The sequence below is a fragment of the Streptomyces sp. NTH33 genome, from assembly GCF_003236365.1.
Taxonomy (GTDB): Bacteria; Actinomycetota; Actinomycetes; order Streptomycetales; family Streptomycetaceae; genus Streptomyces.
Genome location: NZ_POTZ01000451.1, coordinates 1 through 5,561, shown reverse-complemented (window position 1 = coordinate 5,561; position 5,561 = coordinate 1). Strand labels below are relative to the sequence as shown.

Below are 5,561 nucleotides of genomic sequence, written 5' to 3'. Positions count from 1 at the left end.
GCGGAGGCGTTCGTGCTGCTGGCGCGGGCGTTGAAGGTACGGCGTCCGGTCGTCGTGCATCCGCAGTTCACGGAGCCGGAGGCGGCGCTGCGGGACGCGGGGCACACGGTGGACCGGGTGCTGCTGCGGGAGGAGGACGGCTTCCGGCTCGACCCGGCGGCCGTCCCCGAGGACGCGGACCTGGTGGTGGTCGGCAACCCGACGAACCCGACGTCGGTCCTGCACCCGGCCCCGGTGCTCGCCGGACTGGCCCGTCCGGGCCGGGTGCTGGTGGTCGACGAGGCGTTCATGGACGCGGTGCCGGGCGAACGGGAGGCGCTGGCGGGCCGGACGGACGTGCCCGGTCTGGTGGTGCTGCGCAGCCTGACGAAGACGTGGGGGCTGGCGGGGTTGCGGATCGGCTACGTGCTGTCCTCCCCGGAGGTGATCGCCGAACTGGAGCGGGCCCAGCCCCTGTGGCCCGTGTCCACGCCGGCGCTGGCGGCGGCCGCGGTGTGCGTGGAGCCACGGGCGCTGGCGGAGGCGGAGGAGGCGGCCCGCCGTATCGCGGAGGACCGGGCCCGCCTGGTGGCGGGCCTAGCCTCCTTCGCGGGGACGGGGGTGCGCGTGGTGGAGCCGGCCGAGGGTCCCTTCGTCCTGGTCCGTGTGCCGGGGGCGGCGGACGTACGGCGGCGGCTGCGCACCCTGGGCTACGCGGTGCGGCGCGGGGACACGTTCCCGGGGCTGGGCGAGGAGTGGCTGCGCCTGGCGGTACGGGACCGGGAGACGACGTCCGGCTTCCTGGCGGCCCTGTCCACGGCGCTGGACGCACCGGCGTAGGTCTCCGCGCCCCAGCTCCAGCCCCGGCCCCGGCCTCTGCCCCCTATCCCTGGCTCTGGCTCCGGCTCTTGCGCTTGCGCGCCAGCGCCACCGCTCCTCCGCCGAGGGCGAGCAGCACGGCCGAGCCTCCCGCCAGGTAGGGGGTCAGGGAGCTGCCGCCCGTTTCCGCCAGGTTGACGGGCTTCGCCGCGGGGGCGCCCTGGGGTTTCACGTCGGCTTCCTGGGGCTTCAAGTCCGTGCCCGGGTCGGCCTGCGGCGCGGACGGCTTCTCCGGTGCCGCCACCGGGGACTCGCAGGTCGCCCCGGCGAGGGTCACGGTGCCTTCCACCTCGGCCACGTTCAGCTTCAGCGGGTTGACGGAGACCTTGAGTTCGAGGGCGGTCGCCGCGGCCGTGCCGGACGTCGTCTCCCGCTTCGACAGGTCCAGACGGACCTCGCCGACGCCGGGGACCTGGACGTCGGTGGTGCCGCCGGAGGTGAGTGTCACCTTCTTGCCGAGTACCGTCACGGCACCCAGGACGTTGCTGCTCGCGACCGGGGCCTCGTCCGCCTCGCACGTCGCCTTGGCCGTGACCTGGTCGACCTCGATCAGGGACAGCAGAGGCAGACCGGGGACATGGATGCGGGCGTGGGCCAGTTCGACCGTGCCCTCGGCCTTGTCCGCCGAGACGGTCGCGTCGGCCTTCGCCACGTCCGCGCGGAGCACGCTGAAGGGTTTTCCGCCGTCGACGCCGTCGAGCCGGGCGGTCAGCGCGGTCTGCTGCGCGCTCTGCGGTGCCTCGACCTCGTTGAGGGAGACGGCGAGTGGGACGTGCACCGTCTTGTTGAGCAGGGACACGTCCAGCCCGGTGCGCAGGACGGAGGCGCCGGCGCGACCGTCCTGCCCACCGGTCGCATGCGCGGCACCCGCTCCGGCCAGCGTCACCGGGCCGGCGGCCAGGACGGTGGCGGCGGCGACGGTGGCGCAACGGCGTGCGGACATGCGGAAGCTGTGGCCGTTCAAGGTGTGGGACCCCCAGAAGAGAATGCTTGGGACCCGGTAAGAATTACGCACCAAGAGTGAACGGTCAGCGATCCAGGGTTACTTCACTCCTTCGTGGGGTTTTCGGTCATCTTTTCGATTCCATCAGCACCGGTGTTCGCCCGCCGCCCGTAACGCCGCGCCCAACAGGCGCCTACCCGACCACCCTCCCGTTCAGCACCACCCGCCGCGGTGCCGCCAGCACCCGTACGTCCGCGCGCGGGTCCTCGTCGTAGACCACGAGGTCGGCGGGGGCGCCCTCGTCGAGGCCGGGGCGGCCGAGCCACTCGCGCGCGCCCCACGTCGTCGCCGACAGGGCCTCCAGGGGCGGGATGCCTGCCGTGACCAGTTCGGCGACCTCGGCCGCGACCAGGCCGTGGGGCAGGGAGCCGCCGGCGTCGGTGCCGACGTAGACCGGGATGCCGGCGTCGTGGGCGGCGCGGACGGTGTCGTAGCGGCGTTCGTGCAGGCGGCGCATGTGGGCCGACCAGCGGGGGTACTTGGTCTCGCCGCCGTCGGCCAGTTTGGGGAAGGTGGCGATGTTGACCAGGGTGGGGACGATCGCGACGCCGCGTTCGGCGAAGAGCGGGATCAGGTCCTCGGTGAGGCCCGTGGCGTGCTCGATGCAGTCGATGCCCGCCTCGACCAGGTCCCGGAGGGAGCCCTCCGAGAAGCAGTGCGCTGTGACCCGGGCGCCCAGGCGGTGGGCCTCCGCTATCGCCGCCTCGGCGGCCTCGCGCGGCCAGCAGGCGGACAGGTCGCCGAGGTCGCGGTCGATCCAGTCGCCGACCAGCTTGACCCAGCCGTCGCCGCGCCGGGCCTCCTGGGCGACGTAGGCGACCAGGTCCTCCGGTTCGATCTCCCACGCGTAGTTGCGGATGTAGCGGCGGGTGCGGGCGATGTGGCGGCCCGCGCGGATGATCTTCGGCAGGTCCTCGCGGTCGTCGATCCAGCGGGTGTCCGAGGGCGAGCCCGCGTCCCGGACGAGGAGGGTGCCGGCCTCGCGGTCGGTCAGGGCCTGCTTTTCGGAGACGTCCTCGGGGACCGGGCCGTGGGCGTCCAGGCCCACGTGGCAGTGCGCGTCGACCAGGCCGGGCAGCGCCCAGCCCTCGACGGTCGTCACGTCCCTCGCGCCGGCCGGACGGTCGTAGGTGACCCGGCCGTCGACGACCCACAGCTCGTCCCGGACCCGGTCGTCCTGCGGTCCGGCGAGCACCCGCCCCTTCACGTGCAGCACCGCGTGATCGCTCATGCACCGCACTCTAGTGAGCCACCGTTCGCCCCGGACCATCCCGTCCGAGGTCACCGGTGGAAGCGGGGTGAAACCCGCCTACTACGCTCGAACCGTCCACCCACGACCACCCGCGACCGCAGAAGAGAGCACCGCCGTGACCCATCCCTTCCTCGACCTCGCCCCGCTGAGCGCCGACCGCTTCGCCTCGATCGAGGACCGGGTGGCGCGGCTGCTGGCCACCGAGCAGGACGTCGTGATCACGCAGGGCGAGGCGCTGCTGCCGCTGGAGGGCGCGATCCGGGGCACGGCCGGTCCCGGCACGACGGCGCTGAACGTGATCACGGGGCCGTACGGGCAGACGTTCGGCAACTGGCTGCGCGACTGCGGGGCGACGGTGCACGACCTGTCGGTCCCGTACCACACGGCGGTCACGGCGGAGCAGGTCGAGGAGGCCTTCGCCGAGCACCCGGAGATCGACTTCGTGTCGCTGGTGCACGCGGAGGCGGCGACCGGCAACACCAATCCGGTCGCGGAGATCGGCGAGGTCGTACGGGAGCGGGGCGCCCTGTTCTACCTGGACGCCGTGGCGTCGGTCGGTGCCGAGCCGGTGCTGCCGGACGCGTGGGGCGTGGACCTGTGCGTGATCGGGGCGCAGAAGGCGATGGGCGGGCCGGCCGGGGTGTCGGCGGTGTCGGTCAGCGAGCGCGCCTGGGCCCGGATGGCGGCGAACCCGCGGGCGCCGCGCCGCTCCTACCTGTCCCTGCTGGACTGGAAGGAGCGCTGGATCGACGGCGGCCGCAAAGCACTGCTGCACGCGCCGGCGCAGCTGGAGATGCTGGCGCTGGAGGCCTGCCTGGAGCGCATCGAGGAGGTGGGCCTGGACGAGGTGATGGCCCGCCACCGCCGCGCCGCCGCGGCGACCCGCGCGGGTGCCGCGGCCCTGGGCGGCGGCCTGGAGCCGTACGTCCACGAGGCCTCCGAGGCGGCCCCGGTCGCCACCACCCTGCGCGCCCCCTCCGGCATCGCGGCCTCCGACCTGGTGGCCCGGGCCCTGGAGACGGACCCGGCCCTCCCGCTGGCCGCGGGCGGCGGCCCGCTCGCCAAGGAGATGATCCGCGTCAACCACTACGGCCCGGACGCCACGCGGGAGACGGTGGAGGCCGGCCTGACGGCCCTGGCCACCGCTCTGACCGGCCACGGCGCGGACGTGGACGTGGAGGCCGCCCGGCGCGCGGTCGCGGAGGCGTGGCGCCAGTAGCCGGCCGGGGCGGGGGGCAGGGCAGGCGGGGCCGAAAGACACGGTCGCCGGCCCCGTCGGCCGTGCCATGCTCGCCCCATGACCGCCGACGCACCGCAGTCCCTGCCCGACGGCCGCCCGGTTCCGCTGACGACCGGGGACGAGCGGCCCATGCCGGAGAGCCGGCTGGACTTCCACCGGGCCACCCTGGAGCTGAAGTGCGCCGGGCTGGACGACACCGGGCGGATCGCCGGCGGGCCGATGGCGGGGCTGGAGGTCAGTGTGCGGTGGGTGTTCGTGCACATGATCGAGGAGTACGCGCGCCACAACGGCCATGCCGACATTCTCCGGGAGCGTATCGACGGGATTACCGGGGCTTGACAGCTGCTTTATGCCGGGGTAATCCTGCAATTAAATTCGGGCAGTCGCCCGTATTCTTCTGCCCCGTTTCCCACTACCTAAACGCGAAGATTTCGCGAACATTCTGCGGTGCATTCTCAGGGGGCACCGCAAGAGTTACCCAGCTGTGATCAACTCCACAAGGGCAGCCCTTTTGTCCGGCCATGAGCGGGCAAACCCGCACATCACGCAGCCGCTTCGCGCGGTCGCCCGCCCGCGCGATAACACACCTGCGTGTTTCATGTAAGACCCAACGGCGATGCATTTTTGCATTCCCCTCGGTAAGTTCATTTCGCATGACTGCCGCACAAGCAGACCTGCAAACCCCCCACACCGAATTGCCGGAGACCCCACGCATCGAGCGTCCCGCCGTCGCCGACGGCGCCGCGCTCTGGCGGCTCGCGAAGGACTCCGGAACGCTGGACGTGAACTCCTCGTACAGCTATCTGCTGTGGTGCCGCGACTTCGCCGCCACGTCCGCGGTGGCGCGCGGCGCGGACGGCGAGCCGGTGGGCTTCGTCACCGGGTACGTGCGGCCCGACCGCCCGCACACCCTGCTGGTGTGGCAGGTGGCCGTCGACGCCGGCCACCGCGGCCGGGGCCTGGCCGCCCGGCTGCTGGACGGGCTCACCGCCCGGGTCGCCGCCGAGCGCGGGCTCACCGCGGTCGAGACCACGATCACCCCGGGCAACACCGCCTCCGAGCGGCTGTTCACCTCCTACGCCGCCCGGCACGGCGCCACGGTGGAGCGCGAAGTCCTGTTCGACACCGGGCAGTTCCCGGACGGTCCGCACGACCCGGAGGTCCTCTACCGGATCGGTCCGCTGTCCTTCTGAGACCCGCACCTCCCC

General features: G+C 73.1%; 6 protein-coding genes. 4 read left to right on the top strand and 2 right to left on the bottom strand.

Annotated elements, in window-relative coordinates; genetic code table 11:
* The coding region (gene cobC, locus C1I97_RS30185; protein ID WP_111006276.1) for an Rv2231c family pyridoxal phosphate-dependent protein CobC at positions 1–819 on the top strand (819 nt) is incomplete at its 5' end.
* A gap of 43 nt (positions 820–862) precedes the next feature.
* On the opposite strand, the gene C1I97_RS30180 is transcribed toward cobC, so the two are convergent.
* Both C1I97_RS30180 and C1I97_RS30175 read right to left on the bottom strand, forming a co-directional pair.
* The gene (locus C1I97_RS30180; RefSeq protein WP_111006275.1) at positions 863–1,822 is read right to left on the bottom strand and encodes an SCO1860 family LAETG-anchored protein; all 960 of its coding nucleotides are present in this window, start codon (positions 1,820–1,822) and stop codon (positions 863–865) included.
* A gap of 172 nt (positions 1,823–1,994) precedes the next feature.
* Positions 1,995–3,092 (bottom strand): amidohydrolase family protein, encoded by a 1,098-nt coding sequence (locus C1I97_RS30175; protein WP_111006274.1) that lies wholly within the window; start codon positions 3,090–3,092, stop codon positions 1,995–1,997.
* Between the two features lie 136 nt (positions 3,093–3,228).
* Here C1I97_RS30175 and C1I97_RS30170 point away from each other — a divergent pair, with 136 nt between their 5' ends.
* The 3 genes from C1I97_RS30170 (at position 3,229) to ectA (ending at position 5,546) form a co-directional block, all read left to right on the top strand.
* A complete protein-coding gene (locus tag C1I97_RS30170; protein ID WP_111006273.1) occupies positions 3,229–4,332 on the top strand; it encodes a pyridoxal-phosphate-dependent aminotransferase family protein in 1,104 nt (367 codons plus the stop codon).
* A gap of 78 nt (positions 4,333–4,410) precedes the next feature.
* Complete coding sequence (locus tag C1I97_RS30165) at positions 4,411–4,692, top strand: mycothiol transferase (RefSeq protein ID WP_111006272.1); 282 nt, start codon at positions 4,411–4,413, stop codon at positions 4,690–4,692.
* A gap of 314 nt (positions 4,693–5,006) precedes the next feature.
* Positions 5,007–5,546 carry a diaminobutyrate acetyltransferase gene (gene ectA, locus C1I97_RS30160; protein WP_111006271.1) on the top strand — a complete coding sequence of 180 codons (540 nt, stop codon included), beginning with the start codon at positions 5,007–5,009 and terminating at the stop codon, positions 5,544–5,546.
* Positions 5,547–5,561 lie beyond the last annotated feature (15 nt).

Coding starts and splice junctions, on each gene's coding strand:
- C1I97_RS30175 (WP_111006274.1), bottom strand. CDS start 3,092: ATGAGCGATCACGCGGTGCTGCACGTGAAGGGGCGGGTGCTCGCCGGA.
- ectA (WP_111006271.1), top strand. CDS start 5,007: ATGACTGCCGCACAAGCAGACCTGCAAACCCCCCACACCGAATTGCCG.
- C1I97_RS30165 (WP_111006272.1), top strand. CDS start 4,411: ATGACCGCCGACGCACCGCAGTCCCTGCCCGACGGCCGCCCGGTTCCG.